We start from the raw sequence: 26,185 nt of genomic DNA, 5'->3' as shown, positions 1-26,185 counted from the left end.
TAAAAAAAAAATTGTTTAAGAAACTCAAACAGTTAGAAAAACTAAATGGAAGAATTGCTATGGGAGGTTTAGTTTATTTATTATTTACAAAATTATTCTCTAGTCGTACTGATGTCCTTGATCAATTGAAATCTATTTTAATTTAAAGATCAGTTACATTTTTTTACAGTCATATTTCTTTTAATCTAATCATCATTCAAAGATATAAAAATTTGAATAGCTTCATAATTATTTCTAATTTAAATAGTTTGACTTTTTTATTAAAAATTTATATTTTTCACATGATTAGGAGAATAAATACTACTCATAAAGCAAAACCAAGAATACAGGCTTTATAGTATATTTGTACTATCAAGAATATTATACTATGGCCTCTTCGGAAACTTATGAATTTCTTTTCGTTAAGCCTGGCGATCATGTAGTAATTAAAAATGAAAAGCCTCCAGGGAATACGCAAAACGGTCGTCAGGAATATTGGATTGGGCAAATTATTAGCTGTATAGGAGGAGCAAGAAATCCAAATTCATGGACGTTGTTTCAAGTGGCAGACATTGATAATGGAGAGATCATAATAATCAATGCAGATACTGTAGAAAGGATATTAAAAACAGCTGAGAATTAACCTTCTCAAAATCTAATAAAGCAATAACTCTATAAAGTTTCTAGTTATGAAAGATAAATAGAAGTAAGAAAAAATATTACGTATTAGAAAAATGACTAGCCCAACTCTAAACAAGCAAGGCCGTATACCTGATTCATTGGGCATGAAGGTTGAATTCCTTTATACATTCTATAAGTTTGTGAAATTTCTTTAAAACCCATACTAGATAAAAGATAATTTGCATAAGGATTGAGATTCGAACAGTCCAATAAGATTTGAGCTTCTAGATTCTTAACTAATTTTCTAATAAGCAATTCTGCCAAAGGAGGAGTATCAGCCAGAAGAGGGCCAATTCGCCAACCTTTATTATTATCTTGAAGCATGCAAGGCCTTATCCTCCCAAAACCATGGCACATGCCATTATTATCAACAAGCGCACTAACATTTCCAAAAGAATTCTTCAGCCAATCGTTCAAGAAGTGAGGCCTAGGACTAGGTTCTCGTTGAGAATCATATATTAAAACAGCTTCAGGGGGGATTTGGTTACCTGGAACAACACTAAACGTATTATCATCTTTATAAAAATTCCCATTTGGTAAATCTTGAATGCCTTCTAATTTCCATCTATTTGTTATGGATGATTTTGTAAAACCCCACGTTTGATAATCATCTAATCTGTTTGGAGCTGCTTCTAAACCAATACAACCAACATTTTTCAAATAATCTAATGCATGTTTCCATAATCTCACTCCATAACCCATATTTCGGAATTCTTTTTTTACGATGAATAATCCTATAAATCCATAAGAAGAATTATATTTAACACAAGCTATAGAGCCTATAGGATCGTTATCAAGACATCCAACCCATATCCCTTTTTTATCGGTATTTTTATAAATTGAGATGTCATCAAAGCCAGGAGCAAATCCCTCTAACCTGGCCCAATCAGTAACTTTCTGAATCTCATCATTGGATATTAGTCTGATTGAAAAATTTTTCTTCATTAATGATATCTTAACTACATAAAATAAGATTTTTAAGATTTAGAGGCTGTTAATTTAATCAATACTAAAGAAAAATATATTCTCACTTCAAAGAATAAAAATAATAAAGCCACTCAATATTCCTGCGATATGTCCTGATAAGCTTATGGTTGGTAACAAAGAATAAACAATCCCTAAAGACAAAAAAACGGTCATTAATTTATAAATTTCATTGTTCTTTTTCAAGCCAATAAAAATATTCAAAATATATTCTTTCCCATAAAGAGAGGAAAGCAATATAAAGGAAAATGTACCGAATATAATTCCACTAAAACCAACCAACAAATGATTAGGATTATAAAATATGAAATTATCTACTATAAATAAAAAAAAAGTCTGAATTGGTATTAATAAAATAATTAGATAAAGGAAAAGAAATATATTCTTCAAATTCAAATTTATAAAACAATATCTAACTACAATTATTCCAAAGAAATTAGATAATAAATGATTAAAATCTTTATGAACGAAACTATAGCTTAATATCCGATAAGGTTGAGTAATAATATAACTCGACCAATAGGAAAGTTCTGGAACCAAGAAAAAGCGCTTAAAATTGATAATTACAAATAATAAAAAACATAAAAAAGAAGGAATAATAAATTGTGCTTCTTTTTTTATAATTTTCAAAATAAGATTCAATATTAATATTATTTTTAAAAATAATAAAGCCTTATTTGTTTAAATAATTTATCGATATTTAATATTATTAATCTGATATATTAACTATCATATAAAAAATTTTCTGGATGAATATTTTAGATAAATCGTATAAATCAAACATTGAGGAATTAAAAAATAAAGTAATTACCGGTCAAACAGAGAGTATAAGTTGGAGGATCCAGCAGATTAGGAAGGTTTCTCAACTTTTAGATGAGAATAAAAAAGAAATAATCAAAGCTCTTTTCCTTGATCTAGGTAAATCAGAACTTGAAGCTCTTTCAGAAATACTCTTAATTAAAGAAGAAATTTCCCTAATAAAGAAGAATCTTAGATTATGGATGCGACCAAAAAAGGTAAAAACGCCAATATATCTTTTCCCTTCATTCTCAAAAGTAATCTACGAACCTCTAGGTTGTGTACTGATTTTAGGGCCATATAATTATCCTTTATTGTATCTCTTAAAACCCCTCGTAAATATTTTTTCTTCGGGAAATACTGCTGTAATAAAACCATCAGAAAAATGTTCTTCTACATCTAAACTAATCAAAAAATTAACTGATAAATATTTCCAAAAAGATATTTTGTTTACGATTGAGGGAGATTATAAAGAGTCAATAAAACTGGTAGAACAAAATTTCGATCATATTTTTTTTACAGGAAGTACTGAAACGGGAAAATCTATTATGAAATCAGCTTCAACTAACTTAACTCCATTAACGTTGGAACTTAGTGGAACAAATCCAGTAATTATTTTCAAAAATGCAAATTTAGAAATTGCAGCAAAAAGAATTGTATGGGGCAAATTTTTCAATTCAGGCCAATCATGTATGGCGCCTAATCATATATTTGTAGAGAAAGAAATTGAAAATCAATTAGTTAAAGAGTTAAAGAAATTTATAAATATTTTTTATGGAGAAGATCCAATAATCTCAAAAAACTTATCTAAATTAGAAAAAAAACAATTTTCCATAACTTCAGAACTTCTCAAAAAATATAAAAAGGAGAAACGTATTTTGTTTGGAGGAACTTGTAGTAAAAAAAGAATGAAGATATCACCCACAATTTTAAAAGTAAAATTACACGATAACAATATTATTCAAAAAGAATTATTTAGCTCACTTCTTCCAGTTATTGGTATTGACAATAAAGATTTGGCATTAAAAAAAATTAATCAAGCTTCAAAGCCCTTAGCAATATATATTTTTGGAGGAAACAAAAAAATCCATGATCATATTTCTAAAGTCACAAGCTCTGGCACCGTTTGTATTAACGATGTTATGTTGCCTGTACTTATTCCAAATTTGCCATTTGGAGGGGTTGGAGAAAGTGGAATGGGTAAATTTCATGGAGAGGAAGGATTTAAGAACTTTTCAAATCAAAAATCCATAACTTATAAAGGCTTTTTATTTGATTTAGATTTTAGATACCCTCCTTATAATAAAGTAATGAAAATTATAAAATTTATTTTTAAGATTTAAATTAATTAATTTGGTTTCAAAAGTCTGGCGATTTTAAATACAGAGATTATCTTTAAGAAAATAGATAAATTAATGAAATTAACGTTTATTTTATTTGCCTTCATTATTAATTTTTTCAATCCTAATTTTATAAAGGCTGAAGAAAGAATTGATTCATCAAATAATCAAATTGAAAATACTACGAAGGTAAAATCAACTAAAAATGAAATATCAGACATTAAAAAAATTCATATAGTACAAGTGGGCGATACGATTACAAGTATCTCAAATCTTTATTCAATAAAAAAAGATTTCATTATTAAATTAAATAATTTAAAAGATGAAAATTATATATATGTAGGACAGAATCTAAAAATTTATGATTCTAGCCAAGAAAGTAAACCTAATAAGGATATAAATAATAAATATCATCTTGTCAAAAAAGGGGAGAGCCTCACAGAAATCTCTACAAAATATGCTTTAAACTTTAAAGAACTTATTGAAATTAACAATCTCAAGAATCCAGATTCATTAGAAGTTGGTTCGAAATTATTTTTAAGTGAAAAGAATCTCAATAATCAAGAAGTTAATACTTCACTTAAAGAAGAAAAGATTAATCAATTCATAATTAAAGAGAGTAAAAAATATGGTCCTTTAACAACTCAACAAACTGAATTAGAAGAAGGAAGTGGCAGAAAATTTCTGAACGCTCTAAATCAAAATAATAAAAAAGTTATTATCTCTGTAAAATGTTCAACTAAAGATTTAGATGTAAGAATTCCTGGAAGAAAATGGAGAGGGTGGATTCCGGCTAAAGAAGAATTTGAAAAAAATCTAATAAATGATTTCTGCTAATTGCTTTGATTAATATCTGTGAATAATTTTTCTTTAGATATCCCTTTTAGGGTATTGTTTTATAAGTTAAATTTAAATTAATGGCAATTTCAAGAGGAGATCTTGTAAGAGTAAAAAGACCAGAGTCATACTGGTACAACGAAATTGGCAAAGTTGCTTCAGTCGATACAACCGGAATCAAGTATAACTGTGTGGTCAGGTTTGAAAAGGTGAATTATGCGGGAATAAGTGGAACTGAAGGAGGAGCAAATACTAATAATTTTGCAGAAAGTGAATTAGAGAAAGCTTAAAAATTTGCCTGAGTTACCTGAAGTTGAAACTGTTAGAAGAGGTTTAGAACAAAAACTCAAAAATTTTATTATCAAAAGAGTTGAAATCTGTAGAGAGTCAACTGTTGCTTATCCCATTGATAAAATAGACTTTATTGAGGGTCTTCAAAATTCACTCCTGTATAAATGGAATAGAAGAGGAAAATATTTAATCGCGGAATTAAAGAAAACTGTTAGTAATAATAATGATGCAAATGAAATATCATTTGTAGAAAATGGTGTTCTAGTCGTTCATTTAAGGATGACTGGTTATTTCACTTTTAATAATACTCTTACTAATCCTTGTAAACATACCAGAATAAGGCTGTTTGATAACAATAATAATGAACTTAGATATATTGATGTAAGGAGTTTTGGTCAAATGTGGTGGGTTAGAGATGGATTATCGCCTAATAATATTATTAAGGGATTAGGAACATTGGGGCCTGAACCCTTTTCTGAAAGTTTTAATGTCAATTATCTAAAAAAAGTAATTTCAAACAAAACAAGATCTATAAAATCTATTTTATTAGATCAAACAATTATTGCTGGGATAGGGAATATATATGCAGACGAGAGTCTATACTCCGCAGGTATATCACCTTTTAGAGAGGCTAGAACAATTAATAAAAATGAAATAAAAAGACTTAGAAGAGCTGTCGTCGACGTTTTAAAAAAAAGTATTGGTGCAGGGGGAACAACCTTTAGTGACTTTAGAGACTTAGAAGGTGAAAATGGCAATTTTGGATTACAAACTAATGTTTATCGAAGAACTGGTAAAAAATGTCGTCAATGCAAAAATTTAATTGAGAGACAGAAAATCTCAGGAAGAAGTACGCATTGGTGTCGTAAATGTCAGAAGTAAAAAAGGGTTTACTTTTTTCAAAGTAAACCCTTTAAAAATATTTTACCTGGCATTGAGCTATTTTCTCAAGGGGCTACCCCCTAAATATTTTCGCCGCTGATGCGTTTCACAACCGAGTTCGAGATGGATCGGAGTGGTTCCACATCGCCATGAACACCAGGATAGTGTGAACCTTGAGAACTGCATAGAAAATTATATAAATTAAAGAAAATAAATTAAGTTTATTTGGTCAAGCCCTCGGTCTATTAGTACTCCTCCGCTGCACTTGTTACCAAGCTTCCACGTAGAGCCTATCAACGGGTGTTCTTCCCGTGACCTTACTGGCTTAAGCCATGGCAATACTCATCTTGAGGTGGGCTTCCCACTTAGATGCTTTCAGCGGTTATCCACTCCGCACATGGCTACCCAGCGTTTACCGTTGGCACGATAACTGGCACACCAGAGGTGCGTTCCTCCCGGTCCTCTCGTACTAGGGAGAAATCCTCTCAATATTCCTGCGCATACACCGGATATGGACCGAACTGTCTCACGACGTTCTGAACCCAGCTCGCGTACCGCTTTAATGGGCGAACAGCCCAACCCTTGGGACCGACTTCAGCCCCAGGTTGCGATGAGCCGACATCGAGGTGCCAAACCTCCCCGTCGATGTGAACTCTTGGGGGAGATCAGCCTGTTATCCCTAGAGTAACTTTTATCCGTTGAGCGACGGCCCTTCCACGCAGAACCGTCGGATCACTAAAACCGACTTTCGTCCCTGTTCGACTTGTAGGTCTCACAGTCAAGCTCCCTTCTGCTTTTGCACTCAACGACTGATTTCCAACCAGCCTGAGGGAACCTTTGTGCGCCTCCGTTACCTTTTAGGAGGCGACCGCCCCAGTCAAACTGCCCATCAGATACTGTCCGCTTCCCGGATAACGGGTAAGCGTTAGAACCCTAGCTCTAATAGAGTGGTATCTCACCGATGACTCAATAATGCCCACAAGCACTATTTCAACGTCTCCCACCTATTCTGCGCAATTAGAGCCCGAGCACAATATCAAACTACAGTAAAGCTTCATAGGGTCTTTCTGTCCGGGTGTATGTAGTCCGCATCTTCACAGACAATTCTATTTCGCCGAGCCTCTCTCCGAGACAGCGCGCAAATCGTTACACCTTTCGTGCGGGTCGGAACTTACCCGACAAGGAATTTCGCTACCTTAGGACCGTTATAGTTACGGCCGCCGTTCACCGGGGCTTCAGTCGCTAGCTTTGCTAAAAGCTAACCAGCTTCCTTAACCTTCCGGCACTGGGCAGGTGTCAGCCCCCATACATCGTCTTGCGACTTAGCGGAGACCTGTGTTTTTGGTAAACAGTCGCTTGCGCCTCTTCACTGCGACCAGCTCTCGCTGGCACCCCTTCTCCCGAAGTTACGGGGCCATTTTGCCGAGTTCCTTAGAGAGAGTTATCTCGCGCCCCTCGGTATTCTCTACCACCCCACCTGTGTCGGTTTCGGGTACTGGCATTTATGTCTTAACGGGTATAGGGCTTTTCTTGGAAGCATGACATCACCAACTTCGCTGCCGTAGCAGCTCGTACTCACGCCTCAGCTCGAGATGTTTTCTCCATCTCTCAAAGCCTTGAACGCTTGAACCAGTAACCAACATCTGGCCTGGCTAGCCTTCTCCGTCCCCCTTCCCAAAACATAACTGGTACAGGAATATTGACCTGTTATCCATCGACTACGCCTTTCGGCCTCGCCTTAGGTCCAGACTAACCCTCCGCGGACGAGCCTGCCGGAGGAACCCTTAGGGTTTCGGGGCATGGGATTCTCACCCATGTTTTCGCTACTCAAGCCGACATTCTCACTTCTATGCCGTCCACGTCCGCTTACGCTAACGCTTCACCCAACATAGAACGCTCCCCTACCATAAATAAATTTATCCGCAGCTTCGGTATAACGCTTAGCCCCATTCATTTTCGGCGCAGGATCGCTCGACCAGTGAGCTATTACGCACTCCTTTGAGGATGGCTGCTTCTAGGCAAACCTCCTGGTTGTCTGGGCAATCCCACCTCCTTTATCACTTAGCGTTAATTTTGGGACCTTAGCTGGCGGTCTGGGCTGTTTCCCTCTTGACTATGGAGCTTATCCCCCACAGTCTGACTGCCTAGTTACACACAGGGTATTCAGAGTTCATATCGATTTGGTACCGCTTTCGCAGCCCGCACCGAAATGGTTGCTTTACCCCCCTGCTGGAGCACTAGACGCTACGCCTCAACGTATTTCGGGGAGAACCAGCTAGCTCCTGGTTCGATTGGCATTTCACCCCTAACCACAGCTCATCCGCTGAATTTTCAACTTCAGTCGGTTCGGACCTCCACTTGGTATCACCCAAGCTTCATCCTGGCCATGGTTAGATCACCAGGGTTCGGGTCTATAAACACTGACAAACGCCCTATTAAGACTCGCTTTCGCTGTGGCTCCACCATTTCCGGTTTAACCCGCCAGTGCCTATAAGTCGCCGGCTCATTCTTCAACAGGCACACGGTCACCCGATTAGTCGGGCTCCCATTGCTTGTAAGCTCACGGTTTCATGTTCTATTTCACTCCCCTCCCGGGGTTCTTTTCACCTTTCCCTCGCGGTACTGTTTCACTATCGGTCACACAGTAGTACTTAGCCTTACGAGGTGGTCCTCGCAGATTCACACGGAATTCCACGTGCTCCGTGCTACTCGGGATACAGCTAGGTCAACTCATCTTTCAATTACGGGGCTTTCACCCTCTATGGCACGCCATTCAAACGTTTCTTCTAGAATTGTTGATCCATATTGCTGTCCCACAACCCCGATAGTCAAGACTATCGGTTTGGGCTATTCCCCGTTCGCTCGCCGCTACTGAGGGAGTCGTTATTTACTTTCTCTTCCTCCAGCTACTAAGATGTTTCAGTTCGCTGGGTTAGCTCGCACCAACCTATATATTCAGTTGGTCGTTCAAGGGGTTGCCCCATTCGGAAATTCCCGGATCAAAGTGTGCTTCCAACTCCCCGAGACTTATCGCAGGTAACCACGTCCTTCATCGCCTCTGTGTGCCTAGGTATCCTCCGTGAGCCCTTTGTAGCTTGACCAATAACTTCAATAATTGAAGCATCAGCTTAATAGAATTGCTATTTAATGCATTCGCACAAATAATAAATCTGCATCATTAAAGATGCTTATTGTCTTCAAAAATAATCTATGCAGTTGTCAAGGTTCTCTGAAAACAATGAAAAAAAATTCAATGAGTCCAGCATCTTATTTATTGAATAAAATAGGAAGCTAGATTCGCTCAGAGCAAATTAGGACACGACTCAAAACAATTTCCCTCTTTAAATATGTAAGAGGTGGTATTCAGTGGAGGTAAGCGGACTCGAACCGCTGACATCCTGCTTGCAAAGCAGGCGCTCTACCAACTGAGCTATACCCCCAACATAGAGATATGGGCCATCCTGGACTTGAACCAGGGACCTCACCCTTATCAGGGGTGCGCTCTAACCACCTGAGCTAATGGCCCAGGAAAAAGTGATGGGTGTGACCTAGAAAAAACTTAGAAACTGAAATTCTTAAAAAATAAGAATCTGAGATACCGATCGACCTAAGGTGACAAAATTAATATTTACATTTTGTTGTCTCCCTGTTAGGAGGTGATCCAGCCGCACCTTCCGGTACGGCTACCTTGTTACGACTTCACCCCAGTCATTAGCCCCACCTTCGGCGTCCTCCTCCACAAGGGTTGGAGTAACGACTTCGGGCATGGCCAACTTCCATGGTGTGACGGGCGGTGTGTACAAGGCCCGGGAACGTATTCACCGCAGTATGCTGACCTGCGATTACTAGCGATTCCTACTTCACGTAGGCGAGTTGCAGCCTACGATCTGAACTGAGCCACGGTTTATGGGATTTGCTAGCTCTCGCGAGTTTGCTGCCCTTTGTCCGTAGCATTGTAGTACGTGTGTAGCCCAGGGTGTAAGGGGCATGATGACTTGACGTCATCCACACCTTCCTCCGGTTTATCACCGGCGGTCTTTCTAGAGTGCCCAACTAAATGCTGGCAACTAAAAACGTGGGTTGCGCTCGTTGCGGGACTTAACCCAACATCTCACGACACGAGCTGACGACAGCCATGCACCACCTGTCACTGAATTCCCGAAGGCACCCTCTAATTTCTAAGAGGTTCTCAGGATGTCAAACCCTGGTAAGGTTCTTCGCGTTGCATCGAATTAAACCACATACTCCACCGCTTGTGCGGGCCCCCGTCAATTCCTTTGAGTTTCACACTTGCGTGCGTACTCCCCAGGCGGAACACTTAACGCGTTAGCTACGACACCGAAGGGGTCGATTCCCCCGACACCTAGTGTTCATCGTTTACGGCCAGGACTACAGGGGTATCTAATCCCTTTCGCTCCCCTGGCTTTCGTCCATGAGCGTCAGTAATGGCCCAGCAGAGCGCCTTCGCCACTGGTGTTCTTCCCGATATCTACGCATTTCACCGCTACACCGGGAATTCCCTCTGCCCCTACCATACTCAAGCCGATCAGTTTCCACTGCCATAATGGAGTTAAGCTCCACGCTTTAACAGCAGACTTGAAAGGCCGCCTGCGGACGCTTTACGCCCAATAATTCCGGATAACGCTTGCCACTCCCGTATTACCGCGGCTGCTGGCACGGAATTAGCCGTGGCTTATTCCTCAAGTACCGTCATATCTTCTTCCTTGAGAAAAGAGGTTTACAGCCCAGAGGCCTTCGTCCCTCACGCGGCGTTGCTCCGTCAGGCTTTCGCCCATTGCGGAAAATTCCCCACTGCTGCCTCCCGTAGGAGTCTGGGCCGTGTCTCAGTCCCAGTGTGGCTGATCATCCTCTCAGACCAGCTACTGATCGAAGCCTTGGTGAGCCATTACCTCACCAACAAGCTAATCAGACGCGAGCTCATCCTCAGGCGAAATTCATTTCACCTATCGGCATATGGGGTATTAGCGGTCGTTTCCAACCGTTATCCCCCTCCTGAGGGCAGATTCTCACGCGTTACTCACCCGTCCGCCACTAACCCGAAGGTTCGTTCGACTTGCATGTGTTAAGCACGCCGCCAGCGTTCATCCTGAGCCAGGATCAAACTCTCCGTTGTGTTCAAATCCTTTTGTAGACAAAATCTACTCAATATGAATTGCGTTCTCCAAATAAAAATAAGATTGACTTAAGTTATTTAGGTTCAGCCTCCTTAGATAATTAAGGATTACTTTGAGTGCACATTAAAAATATTTCAAAGTGACTTTCCAAGATCTCAGATCCGTTGGTTTTCAAAAAACTAAAAAGTTAGCAATTGAAAACAATTTATATATTCTTGACGGGACCTCACACCTTTATTGCAAAAACATCTCAAAAATATCAAACCTAAATTTAATAAATTCTCGACGCAATAAAAGCATCAGTTCCTAAGTTTTAAATTTTCTAGGTGCAGAGTTAAACAACAAGTGAATAACCCATTTAGAAGGAAAACCCTTCTACTGGCTTAAGATATTGATCGAAATCAAATCTCTAAAAAATTCATTCATTTACCAAAAATTAAATTTAAGATAATTGTTTGAATAATACAAAAAAAATATTTTTGCCCAGAAGGAAATACTAAACCATCCGACTGTAATTTTGCAACCTTTTATACAAAATTTTTTTATTAATTTTTATTTTGTTCAAAGTCCACTTAAAGAACTAGGCTTAATTAAAGGGATTCAACTGAAATGGCAGAAAGATTTAGTCAAAAAAATTTAAGAGTTCGTCCAAGTTCAGATGAAGACAAAATTGTAACAAATGCAAAAAAACACTTTGAGAAGACCTTGGTTGAAATTTCAGGGGAGTTGGTTGGCAGTGTTGCGGCACTAGAACACCCTACAAAAAACCTCAAGCTAAATTATGGTGAAATTTTTCTAAGAGATAATGTTCCAGTAATGATTTATCTCATTACCCAAAAAAGGTACGATATTGTAAAAAAGTTCTTAAAGGTATGTCTTGAGCTGCAAAGCACTAATTATCAAACAAGGGGGGTATTTCCTACAAGTTTTGTCGAAGAGGAAGGAAAGTTAATTGGCGACTATGGACAAAGATCTATAGGAAGAATTACTTCTGCTGATGCAAGTTTATGGTGGCCAATATTATGCTGGTTTTATGTCAACAAGAGTGGTGATCATTCATTTGGTAAAAGCCAAAGTGTGCAGAGAGGGATTCAACTTTTACTAGATTTAGTTTTACATCCAACATTTGAGGGGACACCTGTCCTTTTCGTTCCAGACTGTGCATTCATGATTGATCGACCAATGGATGTCTGGGGCGCACCTTTGGAAGTCGAGGTATTACTTCATGGATGTTTAAAAAGTTGTATAAATCTAATGGAATTAAGTCGCGAAGATCACGTTAGTAGATTATTAGACCAGCGACTTATTCTAACCAGTCAATGGGTTGAGGATTTAAGAAGTTTTCTTTTAAAGCATTACTGGGTTACAAGCCAAACAATGCAAATTCTAAGAAGAAGGCCAACAGAACAATACGGAGATGATCAACATTTTAATGAATTTAATGTTCAACCTCAGGTGGTCCCTTCATGGCTACAAGACTGGTTAGAGAACAGAGGTGGGTATTTAATAGGAAACATTAGGACTGGGAGACCTGACTTTAGATTTTATAGCTTAGGGAATTCTTTAGCATGCATGTTTGGAGTTCTCCCTTCTGAAGAACAAAGAGCACTTTTTAGACTAGTGCTTCACAATAGACAACATCTTATGGCACAAATGCCTATGAGAATATGTCACCCTCACATGGATGTTGAGGAATGGCAGAATAAAACAGGTTCAGATCCTAAAAACTGGCCTTGGAGTTATCATAACGGAGGTCATTGGCCAAGTTTACTTTGGTATTTTGGAGCTTCTGTTCTTTTACATCAAAAAAAATTTCCTACTGAAGATGTGATATTAATGGAAGAGATGAGATCTTTAATAGAAGAATCTTATTGGTGTCAACTTAATCAATTACCAAAACAAGAGTGGGCAGAATATTTTGACGGACCGACTGGCACATGGGTTGGGCAGCAGTCAAGAACTTATCAGACTTGGACAATAGTTGGATTTTTATTAATGCATCACTTTCTAAGAGAAGAAAATGACTTAGACATGTTTAATCTTTAAAGACCTTTAAAATAATCCCAAAGTAAGAGATTTATCTATAGGTAAGCAAGCACCAATTCCTAAATAAATAGTTAAAAAAGTTCCAAAAAGAAAGACCGACATCGCAACTGGTCTTCTAAAAGGATTAGAGAATTTATTTACATTTTCAATAAAGGGCAGAATCATTAACCCAAGAGGAATTAATGTTTGAAGAGCGATTCCAAGTAGCTTATTAGGAACAACTCTCAGAATTTGAAATACAGGATAGAGATACCACTCAGGCAAAATTTCTAGAGGGGTAGCAAATGGATTAGCTTTGTCTCCCAACATCGCAGGATCTAAAACAGCAAGACCAACTACGCAAGCAATAGTTCCAAGTATTACAACTGGGAAAATATATAAAAGATCATTAGGCCATGCAGGCTCCCCATAATAATTATGGCCCATACCTTTAGCCAACTTAGCTCTTAATTTAGGATCAGATAAATCAGGTTTTTTTAAAGTAGACATATAAAATAATTCAGAATGTTTAGTTTTTTAAATTATAAGGGTTTATAACGGACCTGAAATACCTTGTTTACGAATCATTAGAAAATGCATCAACATAAATACTGCTAAAGACCAAGGTAGAACAAAAGTATGGAGGCTATAAAATCTAGTCAAAGTAGATTGACCAACACTTTCTCCTCCTCGAAGAAGTTCAACCATAAAATCACCAATGATAGGTATTGCTGCAGGAACACCTGAAACTATTTTAACTGCCCAGTATCCAACCTGGTCCCATGGAAGTGAATAACCTGTAACTCCGAAAGCAACTGTTATAACTGCCATAACAACCCCCGTTACCCATGTTAATTCTCTTGGTCTTTTAAATCCTCCAGTAAGATATACCCTAAATACATGAAGAATTAACATTAATACCATCATAGAAGCACTCCATCTATGGACAGATCTAATTAACCAACCAAAACTTACATCAGTCATTAAGTAGCTAACAGAATTATAAGCTTGGGTAACAGTCGGCTTATAATAAAAAGTCATTGCAAAACCTGTTGCAAATTGAATTAAGAAGCATACTAAAGTTATGCCTCCTAAACAGTAAAATATATTTACGTGAGGGGGTACGTACTTGGAAGTTACGTCGTCAGTTATGTCTTGAATTTCAAGTCTCTCTTGAAACCAGTCATAAACAGAAGAGGAATCAGACATCCAAAAAAAAATAGCTTTTATATGGAAAGCTTACTTAAAATTCACTTACTTGGTGTTAACACTTAACCCAATGAATTCATCTTTTAACAAATTTTTAATATTCAAAAAATGGATCATAATCATAATGATCTGTATTTTTTCTACCAATTTTTTTTATATTCCAAGCGCCGATGCGCTTAGTGATAGCAAGCAATTTGTGCTTGACGCTTGGACGTTAGTAAATGAGGGATATTATGATCCAGAAAGGCTTGATGAACTCCAGTGGAAAAGGATTAGACAAAAAACATTACAGAAACAAATTGAAACAAGTGAAGAGGCTTATTCCGCAATTGAAGATATGTTGAAACCTCTTGAAGATCCTTTTACAAGAATATTAAAGCCAAAAGATTATGAACTTCTCAAAACAAGCAATTTTGGAAGCGAAATAAATGGAGTAGGACTTCAATTAGGAGAAGATGAAATAACTAAAGAAATCAACGTTATTTCGACATTAGCGGGATCTCCAGCCGAAGAAGCAGGGATAATTAGTGGAGATCAAATAGTTAAGGTTGATGGAATATCTTGTTCCGAGTTAGGTTTGGCAAATACTGCATCAAAACTTAGAGGAGAATCTGGAACAAAGGTTCTTGTTCAAATTAAATCTATCTCTGATGAGACTAAAGAAATTGATTTAGAAAGAAGATCAGTTGATCTTAGACCAGTAAGAACAAAGAGATTGAGAGATGACTCTCATACAATTGGATATTTAAGAATAACTCAGTTTAGTGAAAGTGTTCCAAAAAAAATTGAAGAGGCTCTGCAGGAACTCAAAGATAAGGAAGTTGAGGGGGTAATACTTGATTTAAGGAATAACTCTGGCGGGTTAGTAAGTTCTGGAATTGCAGTTGCAGACTCATTTCTAAGCGAAAAACCAATTGTAGAAACAAAAGATAGAAATGGCATTAAGGATGCAATAATTTCTCAGAAAAATACTTCTTTTGAGGGTCCGATGGTGACTTTAGTAAACAAAGGTACTGCAAGCGCAAGTGAAATCCTGGCAGGATCCCTGCAAGATAATAATAGATCAACTTTAATGGGTGAACAAACTTATGGGAAAGGACTTATTCAGTCTTTGAAAAGTTTAGGTGAAGACAGTGGTATCGCTATTACTGTTGCCAGTTATTTAACACCTCAGGGTAATAATATTCAGGGTAAGGGTATAACTCCTGATAAAATTTTAGGCCTACCCGAGGCTAGGGAATACGGCAATTCTGAGGATAAATGGGTAAAAAATGCAGAGATATTCCTAAACGCTTTATTTGATGAAAATGATGTCGAAGATAAAGTAAATGAACTAGAAAACAAAGACATTGAAAATTAAAAAAAGATTTTTTTAATAGATAATTTTTTATTTTATGAACAATAAAAGAATTTTTCATGATCCAATTCATAAAGAAATAATCATTGATTCAGACAAACCAGAAGAATTAATGATTATGCAGCTAATTGATACTTTGGCATTTCAGAGATTGAGAAGGATAAAACAATTAGGTGCAGCCTCTCTTCTTTTTCACGGAGCAGAATCAAGCAGATTCACACACTCAATTGGTGTATTTTGCGTCGCGAGAAAGATTTATAGAAAACTAGTAGAAATAAATCCTGATTTTAGCCAAAATAAATTCATACTTTTTGGTGCTGCTCTTTTGCATGATTTAGGCCATGGTCCCTTAAGTCATACAAGTGAGGTTATATTTGCTCATGATCATGAGTTATGGTCTAAAAATTTAGTTAAGAATTATTCACCTATATCTTCAATTCTTAAGAATTTCGGAACCGAATTACCTAATCAAATTGGAGACTTATTTAAAACTAAAAACCTATTCTCAAGACCTTTAAAAACATTAATTAGTAGTGAAATAGATTGTGATCGACTTGATTATTTGCTTCGTGATAGTTATAACACTGGAACAAAATATGGATTAGTAGACTTAGAAAGAATTATTTCAGCTCTTACTTTTTCTCCTGATGGGAATATCGCAATCAAACCAAAAGGAGTAATAGCTATAGAACATTTTTTAGTTCTAAGGAACATGATGTATAGAACTATTTATAACCACAGAATCAATGAAATTTCTACTTGGATTTTAGAAAAAATTATTCAAATTATCAAAAAAGATTCCGTAAAAAAGGACTTATGGATAGATGAAAGCATGCGCAGATGGATATTTTTTCCTAACCAACTTGAGGTTAAGGACTTCCTTGCGAATGATGATATTGTATTTTATTTCCATTTAATGAAATGGAAAGAAGAATCTTTTGAACCTTTAAAGACTCTTTGTAAGATGTTTATTGATAGAAAATTACTAAAAGCATCAGATATAAGTTTTCTCACAAAATTAAAAAGATTAGAAATCTTAGCTTTTGCCAGAAAAAAATGTAAATTAAATAATTATGATTCAGAGATATTTTGCGGAATTAAAGAAAGATCTTTTAAAGGTTTTAAGTCTGATAATTCTCTAAAAATATGGGATGGTACATATCAGAACCTATTGGAAAATCAATCAGATTTAATAAATACACTAATGTCTTCAAAGGATACTTCACTAATTATTTATCCAGGAGAGTTTAGAAAAGAGATAGAGGATCAGATTGCAATAGAAAGAGCTAACGTATAAATGAAATTAATTTTAAGAGGTATTGCTAATGAATTTATAAAATCATTTTCTTTCAAAAATTTTGAGATTGATCAAAATTTTTTCGACAAATTAATTACTAAAGAAGCCCCAGCTGCAGCAAATCTAATTACAGAAAATGAAAAAATTAATTCATACGAATTAGCAAAATTAAAACTTATCCTTGAAAAACATTTTATTAAGCTTTCAAATATTTATTCAAATAATAGAGAAACAGTCTTAAGTGGAAAGTCTTTAAAAATCAACTCAACGTTTTTAAAAATCAAAGACCTTGAAAATCAATTACCACTAGATCCTTCATATCTAAAAAAGGACATACTTCACAAAGGCACGGTTAGATCAGGGGATCGAATATCTTCAAATGGTGATCTTTTTATTATTGGTGACGTAAATCCAGGAGCTATTATTTCCGCAAATAATAACGTTTATGTATGGGGAAAATTATTTGGTATTGCTTTCGCCGGAAAAAATGGAAATAAAAATGCTTCTGTTGCCTCGCTTTATCTAAACCCTCTACAACTAAGAATCTGCGAAATTGTAGCTATAGGCCCAAAAGAGAAGCCTAAGGGTCAACATCCCGAAATTGCAATTTTGGAAGACAATAAAATAATTATCAAACCTTATTTTTTAAATCAAAACTTGTAGTAAATAAATATTTTGAAATAAATTTATTTATAAGTAATAAATTTAAGAATTACTTAACTTTTACAAAATTTCAATTTTTTAAAACTAGCTTATTATTTATGAAATTATTCATTTTCTGTGTCGAAAAATACTCGCACTATTTTGATCTGTTCCGGTAAAGGTGGGGTTGGTAAAACCACCCTAACGGCAAACCTTGGTATTGCCCTAGCAAATAGTGGAGCTACAACAGCCGTGTTAGATGCTGATTTTGGATTGAGGAATTTAGATCTTCTTTTAGGTTTGGAGAATCGTATTATTTATACAGCTCAAGATGTTTTAGACAAGAATTGTCGTCTTGATCAAGCATTAGTTAAACACAAAAAGGAGCCGAATTTAGCTCTATTACCAGCTGGTGATCCTAGGATGCTTGACTGGATGAAACCTGAAGATATGAAACAAATCAGTAAATTACTTAGTGAAAAGTTTGATTACGTTTTAGTAGATTGTCCTGCAGGAGTTGAAGATGGTTTTAAAAATGCTCTTTCAGCATGCAAAGAAGCCATAGTGGTTACAAATCCTGAATTATCTGCAGTTCGTGATGCAGATAGAGTTATAGGAATTTTAAATACTTCTGATATAAAGCCAATACAGTTAGTAATTAATAGAGTTCGCCCTAATATGATGGCTAATCAAGAAATGCTTTCGATAGAAGATGTTCAAAGTATCCTTTCATTACCATTGCTGGGTATTGTTTTAGAGGATGAACAAGTAATAATAAGTACAAACAGAGGGGAACCCCTTACTCTTTCTGATAGTAAATCTCCTGCTAAAAAATGCTATTTAAATGTATCTCAAAGGCTTACAGGAAAAGATATTCCAATTATCGATCCAAAGAATGAAGGGAAAAGCCTTAAAGATAAATTCATGAGATTAATGCAAACAAAGATTTTTTAAAAATGATGACTCTCAGAGACCTAATAAACAAATTACTAGGCAGAGAAACGGCTAGTGCCAATACTGCTAGAGAAAGATTGCAATTAGTATTAGCTCATGACAGAGTTGACATGAGTTCATTGACAACTGATCTTTTGGATAAAATGAGAAAAGAAATACTTGATGTGGTTGCTAAATATGTTGAGATTGATTTTGAGGAAGTAGCTGTAAGTCTAGAAACCGAAGATAGAATGACAGCATTAGTTGCGAATCTTCCTATAAAAAGAACCCTTACTGGAGAAATTGAATTTAAAAAAAATGAAGACACACAGAAAAAGAAATAAACGTTTTAAAATCAAAATTAATAAATTATCAAATACCACCTAGTTGTATGTAAAATGAAATTTATGCCGGCTTAGCTCAGCGGTAGAGCAGCGCTTTTGTAAAGCGAAGGTCATCAGTTCAAATCTGTTAGCCGGCATTTTCAAAGTTCTATATTTGATTCCTCTTTTTTTGTCCAAAATAGAAAAGTAAAAAGGGATAAAAGAAAAATTGGTAAAAACTTTATCTGAAATAAATCAGTTAAAAAAAATGTTAAAGGTTCAAAAATCCAGTAAGAAAAAATTTGTATTAGAGAAATAAAAAACATAAGAAGAATCATAATTTTATACCTGGGATTGAAACTTCTCCTTCTCTTATTATTTTCCATTTACCATGATTCACCCAAGTAATTATTGTACTCGCCTTACCACTACATTTTTCCCAGGGAATTGGTCCTAAAATATTTACATTAGGCAAATTAACTGAAATTTCTTTTGCGCTTGTAGCAGTAGGCAAGCCTGATAGATTTGCACTTGATGTTAGTAGTGGTCCACTTTCCTTTAAGAGTAATTTAGCCATTTTTGAATTTGGTATTCGCAAACCTAATGTAAAATTACTGGTGGATGAAAATGATCTTCTTTTTTCAGAGCACGGAATAATGATTGTTAAGGGTCCTGGCCAATAACAAGAAGCAATATATTTGAAATCCCCTAATGCCGATTCATGAACAAAATCATCAAATTCAAAATTTTCAGCTCCCATTAAAATTAAAGGTTTTTTAATATCTCTTTTCTTTATCTTATAAATCATTTCTGAAAACTTTGGTAAGCATCCAATCGCAGGTAAAGTATCTGTCTGAAAAACTATAGGGGATCCACTATTTAGTTTTTCTAAAGCTAATTTTTGATCTATGACATTCATTAATTTTATTAACTAATAATTTATTTATATCTTCCTATTGTAAATCTTCCAATCCCAGAAAAATCTTTTAAAACTTTTACAGAAGTAAATCTATTTTCAAGAAATAATTTTTTAACTTTCTCACCTTGATCAAAATGATTCTCAATCAATAACCACCCTTTATTTTTTAAATATAGGGGCGCATTTTGAACTATTTGATTGATATGATCTAGACCTTCTTGCCCTCCCAAAAGAGCAAGTTTAGGTTCAAAATTCTTTACCTCTATTGGTAAGACTTCATAAGTATCTTGCGGAATATATGGAGGATTTGATACCGCAAAATCAATTTCACCTTTGAAATTTTTAAGAGGATCCCACCAATTTCCATTATAAAATTTCAAATTTGATTGATTAGAATAAGTTGCAAAATTCCTCGATGCAATTTTAATAGCATTTTTATCTATATCAGTTGCAATTCCATTCCAGTTTGGATTCTCAAGTGCTAAAGCTATGCTAATCGCACCCGAACCAGTTCCTAGATCTACAAAGGTTATTTTTTCTTCCTTATTTTTGAATATGCCCGAAATAATATCAATAATAAGTTCTGTCTCAGGTCGCGGGATAAGAACTCTATTTGAAACTTCTAATTTTAGATTCCTCCAAAAAGAGATTCCACTTAAATATTGTATAGGTATAGAGGTATTAAGGTGTTTATCCCAAAAAGACTCAATCAAATCTAAATTTACTTTAAAATTTAAATTTTTTTCTAAATTTATTTTAAGTAAATTTAATTCTATATTTGATAATCCACCTAATGATTCAAGCAAAAGATTAAGAGAATGGTTATCCCCTCCTTTTGATAATTGTTTTTTTTTCCACAATGAAAATTTTTCAGCAGAAATAAGAAACATTAAACGGTTAATTTAGCGTTTTGGGCCAAGTTTCCCTTTGCTAGAATCTGAATAAAAGCTTGATTTTTCTCCATCTTGGGTTGAAATAAATAATCCAATAAGGAAAATAGTTGGTATTCCTACAAATAGAAGACTTGCTACGAAACCAAAATTTGTTGTTTCCATTTAAAAAGACAAATTTAATAATAATAATAAGACTATAGACATTCAAATAGGATTTAAGTGAAAAAAACCAAAAAGTCGACTAACTCATTAACAGTCTTAAACAATTTATCTAGGTAATTTTTTGCTTTCAGCAGATTCTTTCAAATCTTTCAAATTTGATGGAGGAGATTGAGGCTTAGTAAGTATTACCGCTGATGAATTGATGAGAGTTTGACAGGCAAGTCTCCAGTTATCAGGTCTGTTATTGAGTTTTTCTTCCTCGACAGAAGTTAGAGGACTTAGCGAGTTTTTCGCTCCCCCTTCAACAGAAACAAAACAAGTACTGCATTGCCCAACACCGCCGCAATTTCCAAGTATGCCCTTTAATCCATAAAGTTGTAATTTCTCTCTGATTACTAACTCTCTCAAATTTTCTCCAGGTTTGCATTCGATATCTATTCCTTCACGGATGAATCTGATAATTGCCATTTTTTTTTGTTATTTTTATCTATTTTGGCGCTTTACTTTGAGAATTGTGACCAAAATATTAACATATTTTTGCTAAAAATTCCCTCAAACTAAAGTGATACAAGTTAATCTGACCAGTTTTACTAAGGAAATTAATTTATTTACAAAACTCTCTCAACGCCCAAAAAACCCTTACTATCATGATGTTTAGCTGTTCATTCAGCATTGTCACAAGAATTTAACCGATGGGATTGCCTTGGTATAGAGTTCACACAGTAGTTATCAACGACCCCGGTCGACTACTTGCTGTGCATCTCATGCATACTGCATTATTAGCCGGCTGGGCCGGTTCTATGGCTTTATATGAATTAGCCATTTTTGATCCTTCAGACGCTGTTCTCAATCCAATGTGGAGACAGGGAATGTATGTCATGCCATTCATGGCGAGATTAGGGATCACAAGTAGTTGGAACGGATGGGATATAACTGGTGCTACAGGGGTTGATCCAGGATTCTGGAGCTTCGAAGGTGTTGCAGCCGCTCACATTGTTTTTAGTGGACTTTTAATGCTTGCTTCAATCTGGCATTGGACATATTGGGATTTAGATCTATGGGAAGATGAAAGAACTGGAGAACCTGCTCTTGATCTCCCAAGGATATTTGGGATTCATCTTCTCTTATCAGGTATTACTTGCTTTGGATTTGGAGCTTTTCATTGCGCGAATGTCGGCATTTGGATTTCAGATCCATATGGTTTAACTGGTCATGTCGAACAGGTAGCACCATCTTGGGGAGCAGATGGATTTAATCCCTTTAATCCTGGTGGAATAGTTGCAAATCATATTGCAGCTGGCCTTTTGGGTATTATTGGTGGAATATTTCACATCACAAATAGACCTGGAGAAAGGCTTTATAGAGCCCTTAAGCTTGGAAGTTTGGAAGGAGTATTAGCTAGTGCTCTTGCCGCTGTTCTATTTGTATCTTTTGTTGTCGCAGGAACAATGTGGTACGGCTCTGCCACCACTCCTATTGAATTGTTTGGACCAACAAGATATCAATGGGACTCAGGTTACTTCAAAACTGAAATAAACAGGAGAGTTCAAACAGCTATTGATAATGGAGCAACTAAGGAAGAAGCATATGCTTCAATTCCAGAAAAGCTTGCATTCTACGATTATGTAGGGAACAGCCCTGCTAAAGGAGGATTGTTTAGGGTTGGTGCTCTTGTAAATGGAGATGGTTTACCAACAGGCTGGCAAGGTCATATTGCCTTTACTGATAAAGAGGGCAATGATTTAGAAGTTAGAAGAATTCCAAACTTCTTTGAAAACTTCCCTGTTATTTTGGAAGACAAGGAAGGGAATGTGAGAGCTGACATCCCATTTAGAAGGGCTGAAGCAAAGTATTCATTTGAACAAACTGGCATCACAGCGACTATTTATGGAGGTGATCTTAATGGTCAAACATTCACAGATCCTGCTGTAGTTAAAAGATTAGCTAGGAAAGCACAACTTGGCGAAGCATTCAAGTTTGATAGAGAAACTTATAAATCTGATGGTGTATTCCGAAGTTCCCCTAGAGCTTGGTTTACTTATGCACATTTATGTTTCGGCTTATTATTCTTATTTGGTCATTGGTGGCATGCTTCGAGAACACTTTACAAAGACTCCTTTGCTGGTATTGACTCTGAGATAGGTGATCAAGTTGAATTTGGTCTCTTTAAGAAACTTGGAGACGAAACCACTAGACGAATCCCAGGAAGGGTTTAATTTAAACTTTATTATTTTTTTCTCATGGAAGCTTTTGCTTACGTTCTTATCTTAACTCTCGCAGTTGTTACTCTATTTTTTGCAGTCGCTTTTAGAGATCCACCTAAATTTGACAGAAAATAAAGTAAAAAAAAACCCTCCTATAAATAGGGGGGTTTTTTTTACCACTTTTCATAATCGTGATATTAATCTACTATTAGAGTTGAAGATAGTATTAATTCACTATATGCAGTGTCCCACCTGTCAAAATACAGATAGCAGAGTTTTAGAGTCAAGATCTGCTGATACTGGGAAAAGTGTCAGAAGAAGAAGAGAGTGTTTAAATTGCAGCTTTAGATTTACCACATATGAAAGAGTTGAAACAATGCCAATTTCTGTTATTAAAAAAGATGGGAGCAGAGAATTATTTAATAAAGATAAATTAGTTACTGGAATATCTAGAGCATGCGAAAAAACAACATTTTCGAGAGAATCGATTATTAATTTTGTTGACTCAATTGAATCGCAAATCGTACAAGACTCAAATAAAGATATTAAATCTTCTCAAATTGGAGAATTAATTCTTAAAGGCTTAAGGAAAGAAAACGAAGTTGCATATATAAGATATGCATCAGTCTATAGGAAATTTAATGGGGTAAAAGACTTTGTCTCCACTCTTGAGTCCCTAAAAGGTAGTTCAAAAAATGAATTAGCTTCAATTTTATAAATTTAGCCTTCTAAAGTGTAGAATATAACGTACAAATAATTTGCTCTTTAGTTTGCAGGCTAAAAGCATTTCTTTCTAACCATCTTAGGTGGTCTGCGTTTTAACAAATGATCGAAAATCCTTCCCAAATCGTAAAAGAAATTTCAGACGAAAAAGAAATTGAAAATTCAACCATAGAAGAAAATACTTCAGATACTCCAAAAGAGGAAGATTTATCATTTGACCATAAAGATATTCCCTCTGCAGATTCTTCTTCAAGCAGACGAAATAATGATTTGGATACAGCAGGATTTACTCAAGAAGAGTTTGCATCATTATTAGGAAAGTATGATTATAATTTCAAACCAGGAGATCTTGTAAAAGGTACAGTTTTTGCTTTAGAGCCTAAAGGAGCAATGATAGATATAGGAGCTAAAACTGCAGCTTTTATGCCTATGCAAGAAGTTTCTATAAATAGAGTTGAAGGACTAAGTGATGTTTTACAACCTTCAGAAAGTAGAGAATTTTTTATAATGAGTGAGGAGAATGAAGATGGGCAATTAGCTTTATCTATTAGAAGGATAGAATATCAAAGAGCATGGGAAAGAGTAAGACAATTACAAAAAGAAGATGCAACTATATATTCCGAGGTTTTTGCCACAAACAGGGGAGGGGCTTTAGTCAGAGTTGAAGGACTGAGAGGCTTTATCCCTGGATCTCATATTAGTGCTAGAAAAATAAAAGAAGATTTGGAAGGAGAATATTTACCTTTAAAATTTCTTGAGGTGGATGAAGAAAGAAATAGATTAGTTTTAAGTCATAGAAGAGCTTTAGTTGAGAAAAAAATGAATAGACTTGAAGTCGGAGAAGTTGTTATAGGTTCTGTAAAGGGAATAAAACCTTATGGAGCTTTTATTGATATAGGTGGTGTGAGTGGTCTTCTACATATTTCTGAAATTAGTCATGAACATATTGAAACACCTCATAATGTTTTAAATGTTAATGATCAGATGAAAGTAATGATAATAGACTTAGATTCCGAGAGAGGTAGAATCTCTTTATCAACCAAAGCTCTAGAACCAGAACCAGGCGATATGCTAACTGACCCACAAAAAGTTTTTAATAAAGCTGAAGAAATGGCTGCAAAGTATAAGCAAATGTTACTTGAGCAAACTGATGAGAATGAAGAGCAGACAGTAGAGATTGCAGAAAGCGTATAAACTCTTATTTTTAATTTATTAAAAACTAATAAACAAATTTTAGATTAGAAAAATTATTGTAATTTCAAGTTAATAACTATTGATTAATATTTACGATTTAATTTAGGATTAGTTTATTCCTAAATTATTAATAAATGAGTGATTTTATTTTTACTTCTGAATCTGTTACGGAGGGTCATCCAGACAAGATATGTGATCAAATCAGTGACGCTGTTTTAGATGCTTTATTGAGTGAAGACCCAGAAAGTAGAGTTGCTTGCGAAACAGTAGTCAATACAGGTCTTTGCTTACTTACAGGTGAAATAACTTCTAGAGCAAAGCTAGATTATATAAAACTTGTCAGAAAAGTAATTAAAGAAATTGGATATGAAGGTTCAAAAGCTGGAGGTTTTGACTCAAATAGCTGCGCCGTTTTAGTAGCTCTTGACGAGCAATCACCTGATATTTCCCAAGGAGTAAATGAAGCAGATGATATTAATGAGGACTTGGAAAATAATACTGGGGCTGGTGATCAGGGGATAATGTTTGGCTATGCATGTGATGAAACACCTGAATTAATGCCATTACCAATAAGCTTGGCACACAGATTAGCAATACAACTTGCAAAAGTAAGACATGAGAAAGTTCTTGATTATCTTCTACCTGATGGAAAAACTCAAGTAAGTATTGATTATAAAAAAGGTGTCCCAGTTTCAATAAACACCATTTTAATTTCAACTCAACATACTGCTGAGATTGATGGAATTACAAATGAAGAAGAAATTCGTCAAAAGATAAAAGAAGATTTATGGATCAATGTTGTATTGCCAGCAACAGAAGATTTAGAAATCAAACCATCAAATCAAAAGACCAGATTCCTGGTAAACCCCACAGGTAAATTTGTAGTAGGGGGACCTCAAGGAGATGCGGGACTTACTGGTAGAAAAATTATTGTAGATACTTATGGAGGATATGCAAGGCATGGAGGGGGGGCATTCTCTGGTAAAGATCCTACTAAAGTTGATAGGTCAGCTGCATATGCTGCACGTTATGTCGCTAAAAGTATCGTGAAAGCAAAATTAGCAAAAAAAGCAGAAGTACAATTAAGTTATGCCATTGGAGTTGCCAAACCAATTTCAATTCTTGTTGAAACATTTGGTACTGGTATTATTTCTCAAGATAATTTGAAAGAACTAATTAAAAACAACTTTGATTTAAGGCCTGCAGCAATAATAAAAGAGTTTGATCTAAGAAATCTTCCCAAAAAAATGGGTGGGGAATTTTTCAGAAAAACTGCATCTTATGGACACTTTGGTAGAAATGATCTAAATCTTCCTTGGGAACGTGTTGAAGAAAAATCAGCCCAATTAGTAGAGGCCTCAAAAATACTTTTATAAT

The 26,185-nt window shown here is 35.6% G+C and carries 25 protein-coding genes, 3 tRNA genes and 3 rRNA genes; 18 read left to right on the top strand and 13 right to left on the bottom strand.

Annotated features, from left to right (window positions below; translation table 11 throughout):
- Window positions 1-11 precede the first annotated feature (11 nt).
- Both TX50_RS09900 and TX50_RS01760 read left to right on the top strand, forming a co-directional pair.
- Entirely contained in the window at window positions 12-146 is a 135-nt protein-coding gene (locus tag TX50_RS09900; protein ID WP_268741260.1) for a hypothetical protein, read from the top strand.
- 221 nt (window positions 147-367) lie between these two features.
- Entirely contained in the window at window positions 368-622 is a 255-nt protein-coding gene (locus tag TX50_RS01760) for a DUF3104 domain-containing protein (protein WP_011131971.1), read from the top strand.
- A 95-nt stretch (window positions 623-717) separates the two neighbouring features.
- Here the strand turns inward: TX50_RS01760 and TX50_RS01755 are convergent, their stop codons facing one another.
- Complete coding sequence (locus tag TX50_RS01755) at window positions 718-1,605, bottom strand: GNAT family N-acetyltransferase (protein WP_011131970.1); 888 nt, start codon at window positions 1,603-1,605, stop codon at window positions 718-720.
- A gap of 87 nt (window positions 1,606-1,692) precedes the next feature.
- Entirely contained in the window at window positions 1,693-2,184 is a 492-nt protein-coding gene (locus tag TX50_RS01750; RefSeq protein WP_225866781.1) for a rhomboid family intramembrane serine protease, read from the bottom strand.
- A 209-nt stretch (window positions 2,185-2,393) separates the two neighbouring features.
- Here TX50_RS01750 and TX50_RS01745 point away from each other — a divergent pair, with 209 nt between their 5' ends.
- From TX50_RS01745 to TX50_RS01730, 4 genes are all read left to right on the top strand, one after another.
- Complete coding sequence (locus tag TX50_RS01745; protein ID WP_011131968.1) at window positions 2,394-3,785, top strand: aldehyde dehydrogenase family protein; 1,392 nt, start codon at window positions 2,394-2,396, stop codon at window positions 3,783-3,785.
- Between the two features lie 72 nt (window positions 3,786-3,857).
- Window positions 3,858-4,619 (top strand): LysM peptidoglycan-binding domain-containing protein, encoded by a 762-nt coding sequence (locus tag TX50_RS01740; RefSeq protein WP_011131967.1) that lies wholly within the window; start codon window positions 3,858-3,860, stop codon window positions 4,617-4,619.
- 80 nt (window positions 4,620-4,699) lie between these two features.
- A complete protein-coding gene (locus TX50_RS01735; RefSeq protein WP_011131966.1) occupies window positions 4,700-4,909 on the top strand; it encodes a photosystem I reaction center subunit IV in 210 nt (69 codons plus the stop codon).
- A gap of 4 nt (window positions 4,910-4,913) precedes the next feature.
- Window positions 4,914-5,792, top strand: a complete 879-nt coding sequence (locus TX50_RS01730) for a DNA-formamidopyrimidine glycosylase (RefSeq protein ID WP_011131965.1) — start codon at window positions 4,914-4,916, stop codon at window positions 5,790-5,792.
- 44 nt (window positions 5,793-5,836) lie between these two features.
- Here the strand turns inward: TX50_RS01730 and rrf are convergent.
- From rrf to TX50_RS01705, 5 genes are all read right to left on the bottom strand, one after another.
- Window positions 5,837-5,953 (bottom strand): 5S ribosomal RNA (gene rrf, locus TX50_RS01725).
- Between the two features lie 64 nt (window positions 5,954-6,017).
- Window positions 6,018-8,893: ribosomal RNA gene (locus tag TX50_RS01720) — 23S ribosomal RNA — on the bottom strand.
- Between the two features lie 266 nt (window positions 8,894-9,159).
- Window positions 9,160-9,232: transfer RNA gene (locus TX50_RS01715), tRNA-Ala, on the bottom strand.
- 12 nt (window positions 9,233-9,244) lie between these two features.
- Window positions 9,245-9,318: transfer RNA gene (locus TX50_RS01710), tRNA-Ile, on the bottom strand.
- 123 nt (window positions 9,319-9,441) lie between these two features.
- Window positions 9,442-10,926: ribosomal RNA gene (locus TX50_RS01705) — 16S ribosomal RNA — on the bottom strand.
- Together the 16S, 23S and 5S rRNA genes with 2 tRNA genes alongside form the textbook arrangement of a ribosomal RNA operon.
- A 610-nt stretch (window positions 10,927-11,536) precedes the next feature.
- Between TX50_RS01705 and TX50_RS01700 the strand changes: the two genes are divergently transcribed.
- Entirely contained in the window at window positions 11,537-12,973 is a 1,437-nt protein-coding gene (locus TX50_RS01700; RefSeq protein ID WP_011131964.1) for a glycoside hydrolase 100 family protein, read from the top strand.
- Between the two features lie 6 nt (window positions 12,974-12,979).
- On the opposite strand, the gene petD is transcribed toward TX50_RS01700, so the two are convergent.
- The gene (gene petD, locus TX50_RS01695) at window positions 12,980-13,462 is read right to left on the bottom strand and encodes a cytochrome b6-f complex subunit IV (protein WP_011131963.1); all 483 of its coding nucleotides are present in this window, start codon (window positions 13,460-13,462) and stop codon (window positions 12,980-12,982) included.
- Between the two features lie 42 nt (window positions 13,463-13,504).
- On the bottom strand, window positions 13,505-14,161 hold the full coding sequence (petB, locus tag TX50_RS01690; protein ID WP_011131962.1) for a cytochrome b6: 657 nt from the start codon (window positions 14,159-14,161) through the stop codon (window positions 13,505-13,507).
- A gap of 70 nt (window positions 14,162-14,231) precedes the next feature.
- On the opposite strand from petB, the gene ctpZ reads away from it, so the two are divergent.
- The 6 genes from ctpZ to TX50_RS01660 all read left to right on the top strand — a co-directional run bounded on the left by ctpZ (window position 14,232) and on the right by TX50_RS01660 (window position 18,871).
- On the top strand, window positions 14,232-15,521 hold the full coding sequence (gene ctpZ, locus TX50_RS01685) for a carboxyl-terminal processing protease CtpZ (protein WP_011131961.1): 1,290 nt from the start codon (window positions 14,232-14,234) through the stop codon (window positions 15,519-15,521).
- 34 nt (window positions 15,522-15,555) lie between these two features.
- Window positions 15,556-16,815, top strand: a complete 1,260-nt coding sequence (locus TX50_RS01680; protein ID WP_011131960.1) for an HD domain-containing protein — start codon at window positions 15,556-15,558, stop codon at window positions 16,813-16,815.
- The gene (locus TX50_RS01675; RefSeq protein WP_011131959.1) at window positions 16,816-17,478 is read left to right on the top strand and encodes a septum site-determining protein MinC; all 663 of its coding nucleotides are present in this window, start codon (window positions 16,816-16,818) and stop codon (window positions 17,476-17,478) included.
- A 117-nt stretch (window positions 17,479-17,595) separates the two neighbouring features.
- Entirely contained in the window at window positions 17,596-18,411 is an 816-nt protein-coding gene (gene minD / locus TX50_RS01670) for a septum site-determining protein MinD (RefSeq protein ID WP_011131958.1), read from the top strand.
- 2 nt (window positions 18,412-18,413) lie between these two features.
- The gene (gene minE / locus TX50_RS01665; protein WP_011131957.1) at window positions 18,414-18,734 is read left to right on the top strand and encodes a cell division topological specificity factor MinE; all 321 of its coding nucleotides are present in this window, start codon (window positions 18,414-18,416) and stop codon (window positions 18,732-18,734) included.
- Window positions 18,735-18,799: 65 nt separating this feature from the next.
- A tRNA-Thr gene (locus tag TX50_RS01660) sits at window positions 18,800-18,871 on the top strand.
- 176 nt (window positions 18,872-19,047) lie between these two features.
- On the opposite strand, the gene TX50_RS01655 is transcribed toward TX50_RS01660, so the two are convergent.
- The 4 genes from TX50_RS01655 to TX50_RS01640 all read right to left on the bottom strand — a co-directional run bounded on the left by TX50_RS01655 (window position 19,048) and on the right by TX50_RS01640 (window position 21,155).
- A complete protein-coding gene (locus TX50_RS01655; RefSeq protein ID WP_011131956.1) occupies window positions 19,048-19,632 on the bottom strand; it encodes an L-threonylcarbamoyladenylate synthase in 585 nt (194 codons plus the stop codon).
- A gap of 20 nt (window positions 19,633-19,652) precedes the next feature.
- Window positions 19,653-20,522 (bottom strand): peptide chain release factor N(5)-glutamine methyltransferase, encoded by an 870-nt coding sequence (prmC, locus tag TX50_RS01650; RefSeq protein ID WP_011131955.1) that lies wholly within the window; start codon window positions 20,520-20,522, stop codon window positions 19,653-19,655.
- Window positions 20,523-20,534: 12 nt separating this feature from the next.
- Window positions 20,535-20,687 carry a photosystem II reaction center protein PsbM gene (psbM, locus tag TX50_RS01645; protein ID WP_011131954.1) on the bottom strand — a complete coding sequence of 51 codons (153 nt, stop codon included), beginning with the start codon at window positions 20,685-20,687 and terminating at the stop codon, window positions 20,535-20,537.
- A 105-nt stretch (window positions 20,688-20,792) separates the two neighbouring features.
- On the bottom strand, window positions 20,793-21,155 hold the full coding sequence (locus tag TX50_RS01640; protein ID WP_011131953.1) for a 2Fe-2S iron-sulfur cluster-binding protein: 363 nt from the start codon (window positions 21,153-21,155) through the stop codon (window positions 20,793-20,795).
- 224 nt (window positions 21,156-21,379) lie between these two features.
- Between TX50_RS01640 and psbB the strand changes: the two genes are divergently transcribed.
- From psbB to metK, 5 genes are all read left to right on the top strand, one after another.
- Entirely contained in the window at window positions 21,380-22,903 is a 1,524-nt protein-coding gene (gene psbB, locus TX50_RS01635) for a photosystem II chlorophyll-binding protein CP47 (protein ID WP_011131952.1), read from the top strand.
- Between the two features lie 24 nt (window positions 22,904-22,927).
- The gene (locus TX50_RS01630) at window positions 22,928-23,026 is read left to right on the top strand and encodes a photosystem II reaction center protein T (RefSeq protein WP_011131951.1); all 99 of its coding nucleotides are present in this window, start codon (window positions 22,928-22,930) and stop codon (window positions 23,024-23,026) included.
- 103 nt (window positions 23,027-23,129) lie between these two features.
- Window positions 23,130-23,609, top strand: a complete 480-nt coding sequence (nrdR, locus tag TX50_RS01625) for a transcriptional regulator NrdR (RefSeq protein ID WP_011131950.1) — start codon at window positions 23,130-23,132, stop codon at window positions 23,607-23,609.
- Window positions 23,610-23,716: 107 nt separating this feature from the next.
- Window positions 23,717-24,808 (top strand): 30S ribosomal protein S1, encoded by a 1,092-nt coding sequence (locus tag TX50_RS01620; protein WP_011131949.1) that lies wholly within the window; start codon window positions 23,717-23,719, stop codon window positions 24,806-24,808.
- A 134-nt stretch (window positions 24,809-24,942) separates the two neighbouring features.
- Window positions 24,943-26,184 (top strand): methionine adenosyltransferase, encoded by a 1,242-nt coding sequence (metK, locus tag TX50_RS01615; RefSeq protein WP_011131948.1) that lies wholly within the window; start codon window positions 24,943-24,945, stop codon window positions 26,182-26,184.
- Window position 26,185: the final 1 nt, after the last annotated feature.

It is taken from the genome of Prochlorococcus marinus subsp. pastoris str. CCMP1986, assembly GCF_000011465.1.
GTDB lineage: Bacteria > Cyanobacteriota > Cyanobacteriia > PCC-6307 > Cyanobiaceae > Prochlorococcus_A > Prochlorococcus_A pastoris.
Note: the sequence above shows the minus strand (reverse complement) of the source record. Positions and strands in the feature narration are given on the sequence as shown.

Excerpts from the sequence above, each read along its gene's own strand:
- TX50_RS01760 (WP_011131971.1), top strand. The coding sequence starts at position 368 with ATGGCCTCTTCGGAAACTTATGAATTTCTTTTCGTTAAGCCTGGCGAT.
- TX50_RS01755 (WP_011131970.1), bottom strand. The coding sequence starts at position 1,605 with ATGAAGAAAAATTTTTCAATCAGACTAATATCCAATGATGAGATTCAG.
- TX50_RS01745 (WP_011131968.1), top strand. The coding sequence starts at position 2,394 with ATGAATATTTTAGATAAATCGTATAAATCAAACATTGAGGAATTAAAA.
- TX50_RS01740 (WP_011131967.1), top strand. The coding sequence starts at position 3,858 with ATGAAATTAACGTTTATTTTATTTGCCTTCATTATTAATTTTTTCAAT.
- TX50_RS01735 (WP_011131966.1), top strand. The coding sequence starts at position 4,700 with ATGGCAATTTCAAGAGGAGATCTTGTAAGAGTAAAAAGACCAGAGTCA.
- TX50_RS01700 (WP_011131964.1), top strand. The coding sequence starts at position 11,537 with ATGGCAGAAAGATTTAGTCAAAAAAATTTAAGAGTTCGTCCAAGTTCA.
- petD (WP_011131963.1), bottom strand. The coding sequence starts at position 13,462 with ATGTCTACTTTAAAAAAACCTGATTTATCTGATCCTAAATTAAGAGCT.
- petB (WP_011131962.1), bottom strand. The coding sequence starts at position 14,161 with ATGTCTGATTCCTCTTCTGTTTATGACTGGTTTCAAGAGAGACTTGAA.
- ctpZ (WP_011131961.1), top strand. The coding sequence starts at position 14,232 with ATGAATTCATCTTTTAACAAATTTTTAATATTCAAAAAATGGATCATA.
- TX50_RS01680 (WP_011131960.1), top strand. The coding sequence starts at position 15,556 with ATGAACAATAAAAGAATTTTTCATGATCCAATTCATAAAGAAATAATC.
- TX50_RS01675 (WP_011131959.1), top strand. The coding sequence starts at position 16,816 with ATGAAATTAATTTTAAGAGGTATTGCTAATGAATTTATAAAATCATTT.
- minE (WP_011131957.1), top strand. The coding sequence starts at position 18,414 with ATGATGACTCTCAGAGACCTAATAAACAAATTACTAGGCAGAGAAACG.
- TX50_RS01655 (WP_011131956.1), bottom strand. The coding sequence starts at position 19,632 with ATGAATGTCATAGATCAAAAATTAGCTTTAGAAAAACTAAATAGTGGA.
- prmC (WP_011131955.1), bottom strand. The coding sequence starts at position 20,522 with ATGTTTCTTATTTCTGCTGAAAAATTTTCATTGTGGAAAAAAAAACAA.
- psbM (WP_011131954.1), bottom strand. The coding sequence starts at position 20,687 with ATGGAAACAACAAATTTTGGTTTCGTAGCAAGTCTTCTATTTGTAGGA.
- TX50_RS01640 (WP_011131953.1), bottom strand. The coding sequence starts at position 21,155 with ATGGCAATTATCAGATTCATCCGTGAAGGAATAGATATCGAATGCAAA.
- psbB (WP_011131952.1), top strand. The coding sequence starts at position 21,380 with ATGGGATTGCCTTGGTATAGAGTTCACACAGTAGTTATCAACGACCCC.
- TX50_RS01630 (WP_011131951.1), top strand. The coding sequence starts at position 22,928 with ATGGAAGCTTTTGCTTACGTTCTTATCTTAACTCTCGCAGTTGTTACT.
- nrdR (WP_011131950.1), top strand. The coding sequence starts at position 23,130 with ATGCAGTGTCCCACCTGTCAAAATACAGATAGCAGAGTTTTAGAGTCA.
- TX50_RS01620 (WP_011131949.1), top strand. The coding sequence starts at position 23,717 with ATGATCGAAAATCCTTCCCAAATCGTAAAAGAAATTTCAGACGAAAAA.
- metK (WP_011131948.1), top strand. The coding sequence starts at position 24,943 with ATGAGTGATTTTATTTTTACTTCTGAATCTGTTACGGAGGGTCATCCA.